The 18539-nt window shown below is 43.4% G+C and carries 17 protein-coding genes; 13 read left to right on the top strand and 4 right to left on the bottom strand.

The features are described from left to right. Positions 1-29: 29 nt before the first annotated feature. From SNR28_RS22750 to map, 4 genes are all read right to left on the bottom strand, one after another. On the bottom strand, positions 30-806 hold the full coding sequence (locus tag SNR28_RS22750; RefSeq protein ID WP_375751105.1) for a substrate-binding periplasmic protein: 777 nt from the start codon (positions 804-806) through the stop codon (positions 30-32). Positions 807-968: 162 nt separating this feature from the next. Continuing rightward, on the bottom strand, positions 969-1352 hold the full coding sequence (locus tag SNR28_RS22745; RefSeq protein ID WP_375751104.1) for a DUF3461 family protein: 384 nt from the start codon (positions 1350-1352) through the stop codon (positions 969-971). 151 nt (positions 1353-1503) lie between these two features. Then, the gene (gene glnD, locus SNR28_RS22740) at positions 1504-4128 is read right to left on the bottom strand and encodes a bifunctional uridylyltransferase/uridylyl-removing protein GlnD (RefSeq protein WP_375751103.1); all 2625 of its coding nucleotides are present in this window, start codon (positions 4126-4128) and stop codon (positions 1504-1506) included. A 133-nt stretch (positions 4129-4261) separates the two neighbouring features. After that, on the bottom strand, positions 4262-5122 hold the full coding sequence (map, locus tag SNR28_RS22735; RefSeq protein ID WP_375751102.1) for a type I methionyl aminopeptidase: 861 nt from the start codon (positions 5120-5122) through the stop codon (positions 4262-4264). Positions 5123-5501: 379 nt separating this feature from the next. On the opposite strand from map, the gene rpsB reads away from it, so the two are divergent. The 13 genes from rpsB to lpxA all read left to right on the top strand — a co-directional run bounded on the left by rpsB (position 5502) and on the right by lpxA (position 18501). After that, positions 5502-6236 carry a 30S ribosomal protein S2 gene (gene rpsB, locus SNR28_RS22730; protein ID WP_375751100.1) on the top strand — a complete coding sequence of 245 codons (735 nt, stop codon included), beginning with the start codon at positions 5502-5504 and terminating at the stop codon, positions 6234-6236. Between the two features lie 166 nt (positions 6237-6402). Beyond that, positions 6403-7245, top strand: coding sequence for a translation elongation factor Ts (gene tsf / locus SNR28_RS22725; protein ID WP_375751099.1), 843 nt, complete (start codon positions 6403-6405; stop codon positions 7243-7245). Positions 7246-7453: 208 nt separating this feature from the next. Then, a complete protein-coding gene (pyrH, locus tag SNR28_RS22720) occupies positions 7454-8188 on the top strand; it encodes a UMP kinase (protein ID WP_375751098.1) in 735 nt (244 codons plus the stop codon). Positions 8189-8222: 34 nt separating this feature from the next. Beyond that, on the top strand, positions 8223-8780 hold the full coding sequence (gene frr, locus SNR28_RS22715) for a ribosome recycling factor (RefSeq protein WP_375751097.1): 558 nt from the start codon (positions 8223-8225) through the stop codon (positions 8778-8780). 101 nt (positions 8781-8881) lie between these two features. Then, positions 8882-9634 carry an isoprenyl transferase gene (locus SNR28_RS22710; RefSeq protein ID WP_375751096.1) on the top strand — a complete coding sequence of 251 codons (753 nt, stop codon included), beginning with the start codon at positions 8882-8884 and terminating at the stop codon, positions 9632-9634. A gap of 10 nt (positions 9635-9644) precedes the next feature. Next, a complete protein-coding gene (locus tag SNR28_RS22705; protein WP_375751094.1) occupies positions 9645-10487 on the top strand; it encodes a phosphatidate cytidylyltransferase in 843 nt (280 codons plus the stop codon). A 74-nt stretch (positions 10488-10561) separates the two neighbouring features. Further along, positions 10562-11770, top strand: a complete 1209-nt coding sequence (gene ispC, locus SNR28_RS22700; RefSeq protein WP_375751092.1) for a 1-deoxy-D-xylulose-5-phosphate reductoisomerase — start codon at positions 10562-10564, stop codon at positions 11768-11770. Beyond that, positions 11767-13125 carry a sigma E protease regulator RseP gene (gene rseP / locus SNR28_RS22695; RefSeq protein ID WP_375751091.1) on the top strand — a complete coding sequence of 453 codons (1359 nt, stop codon included), beginning with the start codon at positions 11767-11769 and terminating at the stop codon, positions 13123-13125. Before ispC ends, rseP begins: the two co-directional genes overlap by 4 nt. Before the next feature lie 50 nt (positions 13126-13175). Then, positions 13176-15590, top strand: coding sequence for an outer membrane protein assembly factor BamA (gene bamA, locus SNR28_RS22690; RefSeq protein ID WP_375751089.1), 2415 nt, complete (start codon positions 13176-13178; stop codon positions 15588-15590). A gap of 12 nt (positions 15591-15602) precedes the next feature. Further along, on the top strand, positions 15603-16112 hold the full coding sequence (locus SNR28_RS22685) for an OmpH family outer membrane protein (protein WP_375751087.1): 510 nt from the start codon (positions 15603-15605) through the stop codon (positions 16110-16112). Between the two features lie 5 nt (positions 16113-16117). Next, positions 16118-17137 carry a UDP-3-O-(3-hydroxymyristoyl)glucosamine N-acyltransferase gene (gene lpxD, locus SNR28_RS22680; protein ID WP_375751086.1) on the top strand — a complete coding sequence of 340 codons (1020 nt, stop codon included), beginning with the start codon at positions 16118-16120 and terminating at the stop codon, positions 17135-17137. Between the two features lie 121 nt (positions 17138-17258). Then, on the top strand, positions 17259-17711 hold the full coding sequence (gene fabZ / locus SNR28_RS22675; RefSeq protein ID WP_375751084.1) for a 3-hydroxyacyl-ACP dehydratase FabZ: 453 nt from the start codon (positions 17259-17261) through the stop codon (positions 17709-17711). A 1-nt stretch (position 17712) separates the two neighbouring features. Continuing rightward, a complete protein-coding gene (gene lpxA / locus SNR28_RS22670; RefSeq protein WP_375751083.1) occupies positions 17713-18501 on the top strand; it encodes an acyl-ACP--UDP-N-acetylglucosamine O-acyltransferase in 789 nt (262 codons plus the stop codon). Positions 18502-18539: the final 38 nt, after the last annotated feature.

Genomic DNA, 18539 nt, shown 5'->3' with positions numbered 1-18539 from the left:
TGTTTTAGAGGGTATTTTTTTAGAAATGGTTAATCTGTACTTGTTTGAGGCTCAATTTGATACTTATCAAGTAGTCGCTCGTACTCTTTACTTTGAGTAAATTCCAGCATTGCCTCAGCGAAAGGTTTAGCCCACTTATGGTTCGGGCTGGCTTTAGAAAAGGCGATATATTGGGCTATAGGATCTGATGTCGGGGTTAAGAACTCAATTTTTTGTCGGATACCTGACAGAGAGGCAAAGTAGGCGACTCTGTCTTTATTGCCAATACCAATGTCAATATGATTGGCCAATAACATATCCAGTAAGCGGTTTTCATCTTTAGCAGTATCGCTGACAGATATCCATGGGTAGCTGTCAAACTTAGAACCGTAGCTGTATCCAAGAACTTTACCTATGGTATAGCCGTTTAGTTGGTTAAAGTTACCATCATATTTAATGCTTTCCGATTCGTCTTTTCGGACAAAAAAAGCGTTAGCGGAATAACTGATTCGGTTTCCGGGTTCAAAAATCGCGAAGTGTTCTCGTTCTGCAGTTTTACCAAAGTAAGTAATGGCATCTGCCTGCCCGGTGCTAATCATATACACGGCTCTTCGCCAGGGGACACTGTCAAAGGAGACTTTAACCCCCAGTTTTTCTGCCACAGCAGTGACCAGCTCGATATGGAAACCGGTTAAAGGTTGTCCAGGGTTATATATTTCGAATGGTGGATAAGTCTTATTTCCGCGAACAATGTTGAGTTCAGGTTGTGCAGAAGCATACTGAGTACAACTAATAACCAAGGTAATGATTAGGACGAAATAACGCATAAAACAAGCTCTATATAGTTATCTTCAGCTTGTTTAAGTTTAACAATCAAATCTTCATTGGCTTTGGTTCAGAAATGAGAACCGTATGTTGTAGTGAGTGCGGATAAAAACAAAAAGCCCCTGATATCAAATCAGGGGCTTAACCATTTTGAATTTTTCTGATTAATCTAAACGCGCTAAGTCAGATTCAATTTCTTTGATTTTGCTTGATACAACTTTTTCAAGGTGTTGAAGATCAATGAGAATTTTCTTCTTTAAATCTTTTTCTGATACAACTTCGGGGTTGGTAATCAGATTTAGCTCATCAACAATCAAAGTCAGATTACGATTAATTTCGGTAACCTCTTTGTACTGGTGCGTACCGCTATCCACTAATACACTTTTCACCTGACGTGGGTATTTAAACTTTACGCTTTTCGCAAACAGTTCCCCTTTCTGCTTATGAAAGTAAATTTTTAACACATCCTTGTGAGCTTCTTGACGAAGTGAGTATCGTTCGATCTGAGTAGGATCGTGAATACCTAATCCAGTGAGGTTGGGATACATAAGCTACCTCTTGACCTTATTGTGTTAAAAAAACGAGTACGTGTATGAATACATACTAGCAACACATTGGAGAGGTATATAGCTGATATACCACGCAACAACAAGGATTGTGCACCAGATCGCCATTTACTTTTGTATAAAGTTTAATCCTCTAGTTTGGGGTTAGATCTGCCACATTTTTCACTAGTTGTTTATGTAGCTTCGCTTGCACCTCTGCGGATAGTTGCTCACCATCAGAAGAGGTGAGAATGAATAAGTCTTCTGCTCTTTCACCAAAGGTAGATATCTTCGCCGCGAGCAGGTTGATATTCAGGTCAGCAAAAGTTGAGCCGACTGTGGCCAGAAGCCCTGGTGTATCTAGTGCCACGAACTCCATGAGCGTACGTTTTTTAGCTTTAGTAGGAATAAAATCAACTTGAGTTTTTACGTTGAAGTGGACCAGGTTCCTTGGCGTCCGGCGAACACGAATCTTGTCTAGTTTGCTGTCAGAAAGAACTTTTACGATACCTTTAATAATAAGTTCATGACGTTCTTCTTCTATTGGCTGACCGGTATGATCCAATACCATGAAAGTATCTAAAACATAGCCATCTTTGCTTGTCATGATTTGTGCGTCATGGATATTAAAGTGGCGTCTGTCTAGCTCTGCAACAACCATTGCAAAAAGGGCTGGCTGGTCTTTCGAGTAGACAAATACTTCGGTACCACCACGGGTAGCTTTCTTACTCATTAGAACCAATGTCTGAGTGGTATCCTCCATATTTAGTATATGGGTACCATGCCAGGCAATCTGCTTGTGTGTGTGTCTCAGGAAATAATCTGCTTTAAAACGTTGCCATAAAAGCTCGATGTCTCGTGCAGTAAAACCTTGTTTTCTCAGCAGAGCAGAAGCAAGCTGCTGGTTATGTCTGATACGATCTCTTACGTCTACCGGGTTTTCTAGTCCGCGTCTTAGTGCTCGTTGAGTTGAATGATAGAGCTCTGTAAGCAATGTTCGCTTCCAGCTGTTCCATAGTTCGGGGTTAGTTGCACAAATATCGGAAACGGTTAAACAGACGAGATAATCGAGATACTCTTCATCACGAACTTTCTTTGCAAACTCAGCGATAACCTCTGGGTCGTAAATATCTCTTCTTTGAGCGGTTACCGACATCAACAGGTGGTTTTGTACCAGCCATGAAACGAGCTTGGCTTCTGGCTTTGACAATCCGAGCTCCAGACAGAAATCGTACGCTTCGACTGCCCCAATTTCAGAGTGGTCACCACCGCGTCCCTTTCCAATGTCGTGGAAGATAGCCGCGATAATCAACAACTCCTTTTTCTGCATTTTAGGATAAACCTCGCAGCAGATAGGGTGCCTATTATGATTTTCTGCAAAGCTAAAGGCGTGGATGTTCTTTAGAAGCCTCATGCTGTGTTCATCGACGGTATAGACGTGGAAGAGGTCAAACTGCATTTGACCAACGATTTGGCTCCATTGAGGTAAGTATGCAGCCAGAACGCCCAGTTTGTGCATTAAACTGAAAGCCTTATGTAAGGCATTTGGGTGTCGACAGAGATCCAGAAACTTCTCTCTGGCTTCTGGGATGGTATGTAAGAAGCGGTTTAGTCTTCTCCTAGCGGTTCGAAGCTGCCTCATGGTTGATGGAGCGACACCTTCGATGCTCGAATCGTTTGCGATATGCAGGAACATATCCAGTATGGTCTCTGGTCTTGCCTGAAATAACGCTGGCTTTCGCGCCTCAATATGGGGGCCGCGACGCTGGAAGTCTTCATTGATTATTTCAGCTTCCAGCTCCTCACCCTGATCAAGTATTGCGGTGCTAAATAGCTTAATGAGCATTTTATTTAGTTCGGCAACTCGGCGAAGTGTTCTGTAGAACTCCTTCATCATCATTTCCACAGGTACGTTAGCTTCTCCGGTAAAACCAATAAGCTCAGCAACATTTGCCTGATGGGCAAAAGTGAGTCGATTATCGTATCGTTTTAGTTCCAGATGTAGTGCAAATCGCACCCGCCATAAGAAGTCCTGGCACTCCTGTAGCTCCCGATATTCTCCTTCAGTAAGGAAACCAAATTTGCTCATCTCTAGTAAGGAAGTCGCTCCAAAATGACGACGTGCAATCCAACTTAGGGTATGTATATCCCTTAAGCCACCGGGTGTGGACTTAATATCGGGTTCAAGGTTGTAGGTGGTGTCATTAAACCTAGCGTGCCGCGCTCTTTGCTCCGCAATCTTTGCTTCAAAGAATCGTTCGCTGGGCCAAAAAGACTCGGATAGCACCTTATTTTTCAGTTTGTAAAAGGTATCTTCACAACCGGAAAGCAATCTTGTTTCTTGCAAGTTTGTCGCGACAGTCAGATCTTCTTTCCCTATACTGACACATTCGTCAATGCTTCTTACCGCATGGCCAACTTCAAGCTTTATATCCCATAGCAAAGTAATAAAGTCACTAACTTTCTGACCCACTTCGTCCGGGATACTACGTGCGGAAAGAATAAGAATATCGATATCTGAGAGCGGGTGTAACTCACCTCTGCCATAGCCACCGACCGCTAAAAGGCTAAGCCCTTCAAACTGTTCAAAGTCAAAGTAGCGCCATAACCTTTGAAGTAGCTCGTCCATATAGTTGGAACGAGAGAAAACAAGGTCATTGACAGGGAGGTGGTTGGAGAAGTCTTGTTTCTGACTTTCGGCAAGAGAGTCTAATTGCTGTTTTATCTCTGCCGGGTTTATTTGAGAATCAGTAAATTTTAATGGACTTGTGTACGACATTGAGTGCATTCCGTGCGCTAGATTTCCTTACAATTCACCCAATCTACCAATAGTTTTGGTAATTTGGAACTATAAAAAATCCCTGCTAAAAAGCAGGGATCTTAAGAACTGAAGCCGTATTGGAAGATTGATGTTAGTTCTTCATCAAGCGAGGAATTGACTCTTCTTCACGCAAGGTAAGAACTTCACAGCCTGTATCAGTTACCAGAATAGTATGTTCCCACTGAGCAGAATTTTTGCCGTCACCTGTGTAAACAGTCCAGTCGTCTTCGCTATCCACACTACAGCCAAACTTACCTGCGTTGATCATAGGCTCAATGGTGAAAATCATGCCAGGTTTTAATACTCGACGATCGTTGTTCTTATAGTGAACAACTTGCGGCTCTTCATGGAAGTCTGCACCAATGCCATGTCCACAAAAATCTTTAACGATTGAGAACCTCGGAGTTACCCCTTTGATGTACTTCTGAATCGCAGTGCCGATGTCACCAACGGTCACACCAGGCTTAACTTTTTTCATACCTACATATAGAGACTCTTGCGCTACCATGCATAGGCGGCGATCTGCAGGAGAAACATTACCCACAAGGAACATTTTTGAAGTGTCACCGTGATAACCTTCCGGACGTGTATCTAAAGGTGCGTCCGGGTCATTTGGTATAATCACAGTGATATCAATATTTACGATATCACCATCTTTAAGTACCGCAGGCTTAAGTTTACCTACAGAACCCACTTCATCTTTTTCAGCAGGAATACCGTGGCATACGATATGGTTTACTGATGTGCAGATAGACTTTGGAAAGCCGTGGTAGTCTAGAGGAGCAGGGTAAGCACCATTATCATTGATGAACTTGTGACAAATCTGATCCAGCTCTTCCGTTGTAACTCCTGGTTTCACGTAAGGCCCAATCATCTCGAGAACTTCAGCCGCCAGCTTTCCGGCAACGCGCATTTTCTCTATTTCTTGTTCATTTTTAATGGTAATGGTCATCTGTAATCTCTATGTTTTCTAACACTTCTCTTAATAAAGAGTATCTGCAATGGCTGCCTATTCTACCAGTGACTTAACTAAGCGCAATTGAATTCCGTTATCATTTAGCGGCTAGTTCAGTGTTGATAAAAAGACACTAGGTAAAAATTCGATGAGAAAGAGGGTTTTTGCTAGCAATTTGTCCTCTATTTGTGATATAAAGCGCGCCGAAGTAAGAACTGTTTTCTTCAACTGACTGAAGTTGGCGAGGCAAGGATTACTTCAATTAAACTTATATCTTTAAATCACACACGTTTCGACACATGTTCCGGGGTGCTTCTTTAAATAGAGGTCGGATTCATGGGAGACGTGGAGGCCTAACCCCATAGAGGATTTTAAAATGGCAACTGTATCAATGCGCGATATGCTAAAAGCTGGTGTACACTTCGGTCACCAGACTCGTTACTGGAACCCAAAAATGAAGCCATTCATCTTTGGTGCTCGTAACAAGGTTCATATCATCAACCTAGAAAAAACTGTTCCAATGTTCAACGAAGCACTAGCTGAGCTAGGCAAAGTTGGCGAGAAAAAAGGTAAAGTTCTTTTCGTAGGTACAAAACGCGCTGCATCTGAAGCTGTTAAAGAAGCTGCTATCGCTAGCGGCCAGTACTACGTTAACAACCGCTGGTTAGGCGGTATGCTAACAAACTACAAAACTGTTCGTCAGTCAATCAAGCGTCTGAAAGATCTTGAAGCTCAGTCTCAAGACGGTACTTTCGACAAGCTAACTAAGAAAGAAGCTCTAATGCGTACTCGCGAAATGGAGAAGCTAGAGAAATCTCTTGGTGGTATCAAAGATATGGGCGGTCTACCTGACGCTCTATTCGTAATCGACGCTGACCACGAGCACATCGCAGTAAAAGAAGCGAACAATCTTGGTATCCCAGTATACGCTGTAGTTGATACTAACTCTGACCCAGATGGTATTGATTACATCATCCCTGGTAACGACGATGCAATCCGTGCAGTACAGCTTTACCTAAACGCTGCTGCTCAGTCTGTTACTGAAGGTCGTAACCAAGACGTAGCTGCTGTTGCTGAAGAAGACGGTTTCGTAGAAGAAGCTGCTGAGTAATCAGTAAAGCGGACTCTGACGTCTCACTTCGTTTATGTGAAGCTAAGAGAGGGAAATCCATTTCCTGAAACGTGGTTTAAACATAAACTGAGTTATAGTTAGCATCAGGGGCCAAAACTAAGGCCCCTGATTTTTATCTTATCCAGAACCAACTGAGGAATAGAGAATGGCTGTTACTGCTGCTCTAGTAAAAGAACTGCGCGACCGCACTGGCGCAGGCATGATGGAATGTAAAAAAGCGCTTGTTGAAACTGACGGCGACATCGAACTAGCAATTGAAAACATGCGTAAATCAGGTGCTGCTAAAGCTGCTAAGAAAGCAGGTAACGTAGCTGCTGAAGGTGCAATCATCATCAAAGAAGCTGACGGCGTTGCTGTACTTCTTGAAGTAAACTGCCAGACTGACTTCGTTGCTAAAGACGGTAACTTTACTGCATTTGCTGAAAAAGTTGCTGCTGACGCTCTAGCTTCTAAAGCTTCTGTTGAAGAGCTAGTAGCTAAATTCGAAGAAGAGCGTGTTGCTCTTGTTGCTAAGATCGGTGAAAACATCAACATCCGTCGCGTACAGTACGTTGAAGGTGCTGCTATTGCTTCTTACCGTCACGGTGAGAAAATCGGTGTTGTTGTTGCTGGTGAAGGCGATGCAGAAACTCTTAAGCACGTTGCAATGCACGTTGCTGCTTCTCGTCCAGAGTACGTTAACCCAGAAGACGTACCAGCTGACGTAGTAGAAAAAGAGAAAGCTGTTCAGGTTGAGATTGCTATGAACGAAGGCAAGCCAGCTGAAATCGCAGAGAAGATGGTTATCGGCCGTATGAAGAAATTCACTGGCGAAATCTCTCTGACTGGTCAGGCTTTCGTAATGGAACCTAAGAAATCTGTTGGTGAAATTCTTAAAGAGCGTGGCGCTTCTGTTACTACTTTCGTTCGCCTAGAAGTAGGTGAAGGTATTGAGAAGAAAGAAGAAATGAGCTTCGCAGAAGAAGTGGCAGCGGCTCAGAAAGGTTAATCCTTAGAGTTATCGCTTACAAAAAACCGTAGCTGATGAAGCTGCGGTTTTTTTTGAAAAATATTTAATTAGGTTACACAATTATTAGTTAGTAATTATCAGTTAGTGATTAATTGCTCGCAAACAGTGATTAGTAGTGATGAATTGAAGTTAGGCTGCTAGCTTTAATCCATCAATGTTAATCGACAACGTTTGGAAGGTATACTCCATGACAACAAACCCAAAACCTGCGTATCAACGTATTCTGCTAAAACTAAGTGGTGAGGCTCTTCAGGGAGAAGAGGGCTTTGGTATCGACCCTACGGTTCTTGACCGTATGGCTCAGGAAGTAAAAGAACTGGTAGAACTGGGAGTTCAGGTAGGTCTTGTTATTGGTGGTGGTAACTTGTTTCGTGGCGCTGGTCTGGCTGAAGCTGGTATGAACCGCGTAGTAGGCGACCATATGGGTATGCTTGCAACCGTGATGAACGGTCTTGCAATGCGTGATGCTCTGCACCGTGCTTATGTCAATGCTCGTGTTATGTCTGCAATTCCACTAAACGGTGTATGTGACGATTACAACTGGGCTGACGCTATTTCTCAGCTTCGTCAGGGCCGTGTTGTGATTTTCTCTGCGGGCACAGGTAACCCATTCTTTACTACTGATTCTGCTGCATGTTTGCGCGGAATTGAGATTGAAGCTGACGTAGTGCTCAAAGCCACTAAAGTTGATGGTGTATTTACGGCTGATCCGGTAGCAAACCCGGATGCAGAGCTGTATGATAAGCTATCTTATAGTGCTGTTCTTGAAAAAGAACTGAAAGTAATGGATCTAGCGGCATTTACACTGGCTCGAGACCACAAAATGCCTATCCGCGTATTCAATATGAATAAGCCAGGCGCATTACGTCGCGTGGTGATGGGTGAGACCGAAGGTACTTTGATTAGCGAAAGTGCTGAATAACGGGCTTGCCGAAAATTAAAATTAAGGTGAAAACGTGATTGATGAAATCAAACTAGACGCTGAAGAGCGCATGGAAAAAAGCGTAGAAGCGCTAAAAAACAACCTGACTAAAGTTCGTACTGGCCGTGCGCACCCAAGCTTGTTATCTGGTATCTCAGTTGAGTACTACGGTGCAGCGACTCCTCTTAATCAGGTTGCTAACGTTGTTGCAGAAGACGCGCGTACTTTAGCTATCACTGTGTTTGACAAAGAACTTACTCAAAAGGTAGAAAAAGCAATCATGATGTCTGACCTTGGTTTGAACCCAATGTCAGCAGGTACAGTGATTCGTGTTCCTCTACCACCACTAACAGAAGAACGTCGTAAAGATCTAGTTAAGATCGTACGTGGTGAAGCTGAAGGTGGTCGTGTAGCAATTCGTAACATTCGTCGTGATGCGAACAGCGATCTTAAAGGGCTTCTGAAAGAGAAAGAAATTTCAGAAGATGAAGATCGTAAAGCACAAGACGAGATTCAAAAAATCACGGATGCTGCAATCAAAAAAGTTGACGAAACTTTAGCAGCAAAAGAAAAAGAGTTGATGGAAGTTTAACTCGGCTCGATTATCCTTAATCACAGAAAAATGCTGTACTTACTGTGCAGCGTTTTTTTCGTGTTATTATCCTCAACTTATTAAACTCACCGAATACCTATATGTCTGAAACACAAGTAACATCTGAGCAGTTCCCTAAACATATCGCCATCATTATGGATGGAAATGGCCGTTGGGCTAAATCTAAAGGGAAGCCTCGAGTGTTTGGACATCGTGCAGGTGCTAAGGCGGTTAGAAAAACCATATCTAGCGCGGCTAAACTGGGTATCAAAGCAATCACTCTGTTTGCATTTAGTAGTGAAAACTGGAAACGTCCGGTTGAAGAAGTCAATTTACTAATGGATCTCTTCATTAATGCGTTATCCAAGGAAGCTAAAAGCCTGCATAAAAATAACCTTCAATTGAGAGTTATTGGAGATAAGCGCGGATTTAGTGAGCGTTTACAGAAAAAAATTGCAGAAGTGGAAACACTTACTGCTGCCAATACTGGCATGGTTGTTAATGTTGCTGCCAACTATGGTGGTAAATGGGACATCACCGAAGCAACAAAAAATATTGCTCGCAAGGTGAAACAGAACGAGATTGATCTGGATGATATCTCAGAAGGACTAATTGGTGACAACCTGACTATGTCAGATTTACCTGAAGTGGATCTTTTGATTCGTACCAGTGGCGAATGTCGTATTAGTAACTTTATGCTTTGGCAACTGGCCTATGCGGAAATTTATTTTATGCCCGAGTACTGGCCAGATTTTGATGAGAATAGCCTGTCTGAGGCTGTATCATGGTTTATTAATCGAGAAAGACGTTTTGGCTGTACTGGTGAGCAGATTAAAGCGCTGATAACAAACTAAGGTAAATCACTTGAAACAAAGAATCATTACCGCATTAATTCTAGCTCCTTTAGCGGTACTAGCCATTTTTGAACTGTCGCTTCCCTTTTTTATTCTAGCTTTGGCGGCAGTTACTATTATTGGTTTTTGGGAGTGGGGGCAGTTTATAGGCAGCAAGTCTCGCTACCTGGCAATGATCCCAACTCTACTAGCATTTGCTGCTAGCTATATTGTTATTCCTTCTGATGTGATGAGCATGAACATAGTGACCACAGAGCACCTGTTTATGCTGGTCCTTGCCTCTATCTGGTGGATCCTCGCCAGTGCGTTAACTATTACGTACCCTCGTTCTACGATAACCTGGGAAGGCTCGAAAATGTCGCGCCAGATCTTTGGCATGCTGACACTCATTCCTTTTTTCTGGAGTGTTGTACTTTTAAGAGCGCAGGATGTCCACGCAAACCCGTACTACGGTGCCAAACTGGTTATGTTTGTCTGCCTGATTGTTTGGGCTGCTGATAGTGGTGCCTATTTTGCGGGTAAGAGCTTTGGTAAGCACAAAATGGCGCCAAAAGTGAGCCCTAATAAAACCATTGAAGGCTTAATTGGCGGCATTATTACTGCATTCCTGGTTGGCTGGGGTGCAAATCATTTCTTTGAACTCTCTTTCTCTGGTACAGGTGCTATGATGATTACAATGGCGATTACAGTTGTAATATCAGTGCTGGGTGATCTGGTCGAGAGCATGTTCAAACGAGTCTCAGGGATTAAAGATAGTAGCAACATTATCCCAGGCCATGGGGGGATGCTTGACCGAATAGATAGCTTAACAGCGGCATTCCCTGTCTTTACGCTGCTTTATTTCACACTTTAAACAGGCCATGAAGTTTTCTTAGGCTTGCTTGAGTACTCTACTTATCCACTCATTGGCAGAAACTAGAATTTTAGATGCATAGATTGACGATACTAGGTGCGACTGGCTCTATAGGAACCAGTACCCTTAAAGTGATTTCAGAAAATCCGGAACAGTTTGAGGTTACTGCTTTAGCAGCAGGAAGCAATGTAAGAAAAATGGTTGAACTTTGTCTTACATGGCGCCCTAAGTACGCAGCGATGTTTGATAAAAAAGCGGCCAATGAGTTACGGGCTGAGCTGAAGAAGCTGAACGTTAATACTGAGGTCGTTTCTGGTATCGATGGAATGTGCGAGTTGGCTTCTCTGGAAGAAGTGGATTCTGTGATGGCGGCAATTGTAGGTGCCGCAGGTCTAGTTCCAACAATGGCGGCGGTGAAAGCTGGAAAGCGCGTCTTGCTTGCAAACAAAGAAGCTTTGGTCATGTCTGGAAAGCTTTTTATCGATGCTGTTGAGAAGTATGGTGCAGAGTTGCTACCTGTTGATAGTGAGCACAATGCTATTTTCCAGTGCCTGCCTGAATCTGTACAAACTAACCTTGGACACTGTGAACTGGCTGCCAACGGTATCGATAAGATACTTCTCACAGGTTCTGGTGGCCCTTTCCGATACACCGATGTAAAAGAACTGACTTCAGTTACACCGGAGCAGGCGATTGCTCACCCAAATTGGTCTATGGGGCCGAAAATCTCGGTTGATTCAGCGACCATGATGAACAAAGGTTTAGAGTATATCGAGGCCAAGTGGCTGTTCAACTGCAGTAAAGAGCAACTTGAAGTAATCATTCATCCCCAATCGGTTATCCACTCTATGGTTCAGTACAAAGATGGTTCTGTTTTGGCTCAAATGGGTGAGCCAGATATGTGTACCCCTATTGCACTAACGATGTCTTACCCTGAGCGTATTTCAGCGGGTGTGAGTCATCTGGACTTTACCAAAGTGGGTGAGCTGACTTTCATTCAACCAGATTATCAGAGATACCCATGCCTCAAGCTAGCAATAGAGGCTTGCTATCAAGGGCAGCACGCAACGACATCTATAAACGCGGCTAATGAAGTCGCGGTAGACGCCTTTTTAAATAAAGGTCTGAACTTTACCGATATCGCTGTTGTCAATGAAATGGTGCTTGAGAAAGCATGCTCAGGTATACATCAACTGAACGAAGATTGCTTGGAAAGCTTGGTTGAGGTGGATAGAATGGCAAGACTTACAGCGGAAGAAGTCGTTAGAGCACGGTTATCATGACAGGATTTTTGTGGAATGCAGTCAGCTTTATAGTTGCACTGGGTATCCTTGTGGCAGTCCACGAGTTTGGACATTTTTGGGTTGCCAGAAAATGTGGTGTAAGAGTTGAGAATTTCTCCATCGGTTTTGGTCGCTCAATTTGGCGTAAAATCGGCAAAGATGGAACTGAATATACTATCTCTATGATACCTCTTGGTGGGTTCGTTAAGATGCTTGACGGGCGTATCGACGATCTATCAGAGGAAGATAAACCGTTCGCTTTTGACAGAAAGCCTCTTTGGCAACGCACTGCAGTTGTCGCTGCAGGCCCTGTTTTTAACTTCTTGTTCGCTATCTTTGCTTACTGGCTAATTTTTCTTATTGGTGTGCCCGCAGTTAAACCTGTTATTGGTGAAGTGACACCAAATTCAATTGTAGCCCAGGCAGATATACAACCAGGAATGCAGATTACGTCCGTATCTGGCAATCGAACCCGAGATTGGGAATCAGTCAATATGGGCCTGGTTGGTCATATTGGCGATGAGCAGATTACATTGACGGTGACACCTGCTGGTGGCGTTGGAATCGAAGAGCAAAGAATACTCGATACTCGTGACTGGAAATTTGATCCTGAAACTGAATCTGTGATGAGTACGTTGGGCTTTCAACCATACCGTCCGGAAGTCTTTAATACGATCAGCCAGGTTACAGAAGGTGGCGCAGCGGATAAGGCGGGTATAGCCGCTGGTGACACATTAGTTGAGTTTAATGGTGAAAAGCTCAACGAATGGCGTCAGGTGGTTGAGACGATTCAGAGCTCACCGAATAAAGAAATTCGGGTAATTATTGACCGCTTAGGTGAGAGAATGGAACTTATTATGGTTCCGGAAGCCAAAGTAGTTTCAGGAGACCGTACAATAGGATTTGCAGGCGTTGCACCTAAAATCGGTGAATGGCCTGAAGAATATAAAATTGAAATAAAATATGGCGTAGTAGAGGCGATTGGTAAAGCTGTTGAGAAAACAGGTCAGGTAATAGAGCTGACATTTACCATGTTGAAAAAACTTATCGTCGGCCATGTTGGAATTGAAAATCTTAGTGGGCCAATTTCCATCGCTAAGGGCGCAGGAGCGACAGCAGACTATGGTCTAGTCTACTTCCTGGGCTTTTTGGCTTTGATTAGTGTCAATCTAGGAATTATTAATTTGATGCCGTTGCCTATTTTAGACGGTGGTCATTTGCTGTTTTATGCAATAGAGGCCATTATTCGCAGGCCAGTGCCTGAGAAGGTTCAGGAAGTAGGGTTCCGAATTGGAGGAGCTATCATATTTTCTCTAATGGCAGTTGCAATTTTTAACGACTTTATGCGCCTGTAATATCACAGTTTGATATCAAGGTAATGTAGTAAGGAATAATCACAATAAGTATGGCTATTAAGCGAATACTGCTCACGTCTCTTATAGCGGTTAGCACAACGGTGCAAAGTGCCGAAGAGTTTGTTGTTCAGGATATCAGAGTAGAAGGCTTACAGCGTGTTGCACTCGGTGCCGCGCTGTTGAAGATGCCTGTCCGAATAGGTGACACATTAGACTCTAAAGGTGTGTCGGATATCATCAATGCGCTATATGCATCAGGCAACTATGAAGATGTGAAAGTGCTCAGAGATGATGGTGTTCTTGTTGTACAGGTGCTAGAGCGCCCGACCATTGCAAGTATCTCTTTTTCTGGCAACAGTGCGATTAAAGAAGAACAACTTCAGCAGAATCTAGATGCTTCTGGTATTCGTGTTGGTGAAGCGTTGGATCGAACAACCTTGAGCCAAATCGAAAAAGGCCTGGAAGACTTTTACTACAGCGTAGGTAAATATAACGCCTCTGTTAAAGCTGTCGTTACCCCTCTTCCTCGTAACCGTTCCGATCTGAAGTTTGTGTTTACTGAAGGTGTCTCAGCCAAGATTCAGCAAATTAACTTCATCGGGAATGAAGTTTTTGAAGATGATGAACTTCTGTCTCGTTTTAACCTAAATGTAGATATTGCCTGGTGGAACTTCTTAGCTGACAACAAATATCAGAAGCAGGTTTTAGCTGCGGATATTGAAGCTCTAAAATCATTTTATCTAAATCAGGGTTATCTGAAATTTAAGGTTGATTCGACACAGGTAGCAATATCGCCGGATAAAAAGGGTGTATATATCACTCTGGATCTCGACGAAGGCAAACCATACACAGTCAAAGGTGTTGATTTTAAAGGCGAGCTGATAGGGAAGAAAGCGGTCTTTGAAGAGATGGTTCCGTTTAACGATGGTGATATTTACAACGGTTCACTCGTTACTAGTCTGGAAGAGAATGTTAAACGTGAACTGGGTGAGGCTGGATATGCTTACCCTCAAGTAACTACAGTGCCTGAGTTTGATGATGAAAAACAGGAAGTGGTACTGAACATCCACGTTGAAGCGGGTAACCGTATCTACGTACGAGATATTCGATTCACAGGTAATACCGTAACGAAGGATGAAGTTCTTCGTCGCGAAATGCGTCAAATGGAAGGCAGCTGGCTGAACTCGAAATCCATTGAAACTGGTAAGACACGTCTTAACCGTTTAGGTTTCTTCGATAAGGTGGATGTGCAAACGGTTCGCGTTCCGGGTACTGATGATCAAGTCGATCTTGTATACAAGGTTAATGAAGCGAACTCGGGTAGTATTAACTTCGGTGTAGGTTACGGTACAGAATCTGGTATGAGCTTCCAGGTTGGTCTTCAACAGGATAACTTCGGTGGTTCGGGTGATCGTGTTGGTATCAGTGCCATGATGAATGATTATCAGAAAAACGTGAGTTTAGAATATCGCGACCCATACTGGAACCTTGATGGTGTTAGTTTAGGCGGTAAGGTTTTCTACAACGAGTTTGAAGCATCCGAAGCGGGTATTGTTGACTATACCAACCAAAGTTATGGTGCGAAGTTAACCTGGGGTTTCCCATTTGATGAACTGAACTATTTCGAAATTGGTTTTGGTTACACACACAACAAGATTTCCAACCTAGACTCCTACGTGCAGATTGAAAAGTTCCTTCAAGCGCAGGCTTCTAATGTGAATGACAGTGGTGATTTAGAAGTTAACGATTTTGATGTAACACTAAGCTGGACCCGAAATAACCTAAACCGTGGTTATTTCCCAACAGCGGGTAACTACCAGAAAGCATTTTATACAATGACCACACCTGGCTCTGACGTTCCATACTTCAAAACCCAGTATGATGTCAGACAATATATCCCTCTAACAAAGAAACATGAATTTACTGTGTTGTTAAGAGGACGCCTAGGTTATGGTAACGGCTACGGTCAAACGGATGGCAACGATAACCTGTTCCCATTCTATGAAAACTACTTTGCGGGTGGCTTCACTACTCTGCGTGGTTTCAGTTCAAACACTGCTGGTCCTAAAGCTGTTTACAACGAAGGTAAGGGAAACAACCCGAACTACGTAGTTACTGACGACTCTGTCGGTGGTAACGCAATCGCTTTGGCAAGTGTTGAGCTTATCGTTCCTACACCATTTGCTTCAGATGAAGCGAGAAACCAGATTCGAACCAGTGTTTTCTATGATATGGCGAGTGTTTGGGATACTGAGTTTGACTACTTATCTGACGACAATGTTGCCTATGGTAACAAGTACTATTACGACTACTCAGACCCGTCAAACTACCGCTCATCTTATGGTGCAGCGCTGCAATGGATGTCTCCAATGGGACCATTGGTATTCTCTGTTGCTAAACCAATTAAGAAATATGAAGGTGATGATGAAGAGTTCTTCACCTTTACTATCGGCAGAACGTTCTAAAAGGAAACTATTTTGAATAAAGTAATTAAAGCGGCTGGGCTTAGCCTGGTAGTACTAACTTCATCTTTTTTTGCAAATGCGGCTGAAGCTGCGCAGAAGATAGGTTATATCGGTACTGGTTACATCCTTCAGAAAATGCCGCAAAAAGAAGCGATTATCTCAAAGCTTCAGGATGAGCTGAAAGATGAGCGTGCAGAGCTGGATAAACTCGGTGCCTCTATTCAGACCAAGCAACAAAAAATTGAACGTGATGGCGCGTTGTTGGGTGATGATGGTGTGCAGAAGCTGCGTATCGAAATTGAACAGCTTAAAGTAGAAGGCAAAGTAAAGCAGAACGACTACAACAAGAAAGTTAAGGCGTTGGAGTTCCGTGCACAGGGTGAGATGCTTAAGCTGATTCAGGCTGCTGTTAAAGAAGTCGCTGAGAAAGAAGGTTTTGACATGGTGATGGACGCTCAGTCTCTACAATATGCAAAACCAGAGCTTAACCTGACAGAAAAAGTACTAGCGGAACTTAAGTAGGCACTATGAGTAAAGTCACTCTCGCTGAACTGGCGACAATTACAGGCGGAAAAGTACTGGGTGATGACTCAGTACTTATTTCACAAGTTTCTCCAATGGACAAAGCGGGTGATGGTGATATCACCTTCCTATCGAACACCAAGTACAAGAAGCACTTAGGTGAATGTAAGGCTTCTGCAATTATGGTTAAAGAAACCGAAGCTGAGCTTTGTCAGACTAATGTTCTCGTTGTTGATGATCCATACGTGGCCTACGCTAAAGTAGCACAAAGATTGGATACAACACCTGAACCAGCAAGCGGAATCGCTGAATCAGCTGTCATTGCAGATGATGTCGTATTTGGAAAAAACGTATCTGTAGGTGCGAACGCTACAATCGAAGCGGGAGTGGTACTTGGTGACAATGTTTCAGTCGGTGCTGGCTGTTTCATCGGCAAAAAAGCGAAAATTGGTGCTGATACCAAGCTTTGGGCTAATGTTTCGGTTTATCACGACGTCGAGATAGGCAGTGCGTGTCTTGTTCAGTCTAATACTGTGATTGGTGCTGATGGTTTTGGCTACGCGAATGAAAAAGGCGAGTGGGTTAAAATACCTCAAGTTGGGACGGTTCGCATTGGTAACCGAGTCGAAATTGGCGCTTGTACTACTATCGACCGTGGTGCTTTAGATGATACCGTTATTGAAGATAACGTGATTCTTGATAACCAGCTTCAGATTGCTCACAACGTACACATCGGATATGGTACAGCGATGGCCGGTGGTACAGTAGTTGCGGGTAGTACGACGATAGGCAAGTACTGCATTATTGGTGGCGCATGTGTAATCAATGGTCATATTGAAATTGCTGATGGTGTTACTATCACTGGTATGGGTATGGTGATGAGAAGCATCCCTGAAAAAGGCATGTACTCCTCAGGTATTCCATTGCAGCCAAACAAAGAGTGGCGAAAAACTGCGACAAGAGTTCATCGCATTGATGAAATGAATAAAAGGCTTAAAGAAGTCGAGAAAAAATTCGAATCTTAAGGCACTTGTGCAGATAAAATCCCTGCCTACATGTATTTTTTTATCAAAGGTCTGCAAATTGCGGGCCTTTTTCGACTATAATCCCCAACAATTGAATTGAAGAATTTATAGGAATATGGCTTTGACTACTGAAAACAAAACAATGGATATCACTAAAATCAAGGAATTGCTTCCACATCGCTATCCATTTTTGCTGATTGACCGAGTGACAGATTATGAAGAGGGTAAATACCTAATCGCTCTTAAAAACATTTCGGTTAACGAACCTCAGTTTACTGGCCACTTTCCGCGACTTCCAATATTCCCTGGTGTAATGATTCTAGAAGCGATGGCACAGGCTACGGGTCTACTAGGCTTTTCAAGTTTTGGTGCTCCAGCAGAAAATGAGCTATACCTGTTTGCTGGTGTGGATAACGCTAAGTTCCGTAAACCAGTAGTTCCGGGTGACCAGTTGGTTCTGGAAGTTGAACTTGTTAAAGAGCGTCGCGGCATCGCTTTGTTTAATGGCGTTGCTAAAGTAGATGGCGAGGTAGTATGTACTGCTGAGCTAAAATGTGCTCGTCGAGAGATGTAATATGATTCATGAAACAGCTCAAATCCACCCTGCTGCGGTGGTAGAAGAAGGTGCTGTTATTGGCGCTAACGTAACAGTTGGTCCGTTTACTTATATTACCAACGGTGTACAAATCGGTGATGACACCGAAGTGATGTCTCATGTAGTAATCAAAGGCAACACGGTAATAGGTAAAGAAAACCGCATTTTCCCATTCGCTATTATTGGTGAAGAGAATCAGGACAAGAAATACGGTGGTGAAGATACTCGTGTAATTATCGGTGATCGAAATGTCATTCGTGAGAGTGTGCAGATTCATCGCGGTACTACACAGGATAAACACCAGACGGTTGTCGGAGATGACAACCTGTTATGTGTTAACGCCCATGTTGCTCACGATTGTATTGTTGGCAATGGTACACACATTGGTAACAACGCGATTCTGGGTGGACACGTTACGGTAGGTGACTACGCTGGTATCATGGCATTGTCTGCTATTCACCCATTCTGTGAAGTGGGCGCGTATGCTTACATTGGTGGTTGCTCGGCTGTAGTACAGGACGTCTTGCCGTATGTTCTGGCGCAAGGTAACCATGCTAAACCGTTTGGACTTAACCTTGTTGGTTTGCAGCGTAATGGCTTTGAAAAGCCTGAGCTTCGGATCTTGCGCCGCGCTTATAAAGAGATCTATCGTTCAGGAAATACTCTAGAAGAAGTGAAGCCTGTATTGGAAGAGATGGCGAAAGAGTGCCCGGCTGTATCCCGCTTTAGTGAAATGCTGGAAAGAAGCGAACGTGGTATTATCCGCTAGTCCTTTTATGACTCAGTTCTAAAAAGATCGCTGCCTAA

Origin of the sequence: Vibrio iocasae, from assembly GCF_042245395.1 — a bacterium.
Classification (GTDB): domain Bacteria; phylum Pseudomonadota; class Gammaproteobacteria; order Enterobacterales; family Vibrionaceae; genus Vibrio; species Vibrio iocasae.
This window is presented reverse-complemented; position numbering and strand designations above follow the sequence as displayed.